Source organism: Nocardia carnea (assembly GCF_029869215.1).
In the GTDB taxonomy this organism is placed as follows: Bacteria; Actinomycetota; Actinomycetes; order Mycobacteriales; family Mycobacteriaceae; genus Nocardia; species Nocardia carnea_B.
Genome location: NZ_JARWPM010000401.1, coordinates 1 through 1,500 on the forward strand (window position 1 = coordinate 1; position 1,500 = coordinate 1,500).

General features: G+C 74.3%; 1 protein-coding gene. It reads left to right on the forward strand.

Annotated elements, in window-relative coordinates; genetic code table 11:
* Window positions 1-170 precede the first annotated feature (170 nt).
* A partial coding sequence (locus QH276_RS29270; RefSeq protein ID WP_280406968.1) for an acyltransferase domain-containing protein occupies window positions 171-1,500 on the forward strand: 1,330 nt, incomplete at its 3' end.

Below are 1,500 nucleotides of genomic sequence, written 5' to 3' on the forward strand. Positions count from 1 at the left end.
CCCGGATGGTCTCGACGGCCGCCAGGGCCCGTGCCCGTACAGCCGCCGAGTCGACGCCTTCCGCGGAGTCGACCAGCAGGATGTAGTTGGGGGCGGCACCTTCGAAGTTGTCGGCGAGTAGATCGGCGGCGCGGGCGGGGCGGGGGGCCGGGCGCCCCCGCCCCCGGCTGATGGGCGGACTGCCACCCGGCGGCGCCATGGTGGCCGTGACGGCCGATGCCGGGGAGATCGCGGACCTGCCGGACGGCGTCTCGGTGGCCGCGGTGAACGCGCCCGGATCGGTCGTGCTGTCCGGGCCGGTGGCGCCGATCGAGACACTCGCCGCGGACTGGGTACAGCGCGGACGGAAAGTCTCGCGGCTGCGGGTATCGCACGCGTTCCATTCGGCGCTGATGGAGCCGATTCTGCCGGAGTTCTGTGCCGAGATCGCCGATATCGAAGTCCGCGCACCCCGTGTTCCACTGGTATCCGGCGTGACCGGGAAGTTCGCCGGGGACGGATACGGAGATCCCGGTTACTGGGCGCGCCAGCTCCGGGAACCCGTGCGATTCGCCGACGGTATCGCCGCGGCCCTCGCCGCGGGGGGCGCCCGGTTCGTCGAACTCGGCCCCGGCACCTCGGCGTCCGCACAGATCGCCGAGAACATCGGTGCCACCCGGGCGGCCGTCGTGCCACTGCTGCGCCGCGGCGAGTCCGAGTCCCGGTCGGTTCTCGCCGGGCTGGCTCGCGTGTTCACCGCCGGTGGGAGCGTGGACTGGGAGCGGGTCTTCGAGGGGACCGGCGCCCGGCGCGTGCCTCTGCCGTCGTATGCGTTTCAGCGGGAACGGTACTGGCTGCCGCCGGCTCGGTCCGCCGATCCGAGGTCCGCGGGGCTGGTCCGCGTGGATCATCCGGTACTGGCCGCCGCGACGCAGGAGCCGGAAACCGGGGGTGTGCGTTTCAGCGGGCGGCTGTCGCCGGCGGCGTTGCCCTGGCTGGCCGACCATCGGGTGGCCGGCGCCGTGCTGTTCCCCGCCACCGGACTCGCGGAACTTGCCCTGTACGCCGGCGGCGAGGTGGGGTGCGGGGTGCTCGAGGAGTTGACCGTGCGGACACCGCTGCCGGTTCCGGATACGGGTGGTGCCGCGATTCAGGTGCACGTCGCAGCGCCGGGGGAGCAAGGCCGCCGGGCCGTCGCGATTCATGCGCGTGCCGACGCGGAGGCCTCGGAGTGGGTCCGGCACGCCGAGGGAATCCTGGCCGAGCAGCGGCCGGAACCGCCCGGTGCGGAACAAGACCCGTGGCCGCCCCCGGACGCGGTGGAGATCGATATGGACGGCCGATACGACCATATGGCCGAGTCCGGCTATGCGTACGGTCCCGCCTTCCGCGGCGTGGGGGGGCGGTGGGGGCGCGGGGGGGGGGGGGTAGGCGGGGTGGCGGTGGCCGACGCGGGGGGCGGCGGTAGGTTAGGGGGTGACCCGGCCCGGGTGGGCGCCGGGGGGGACGCCCCGGTGGGGG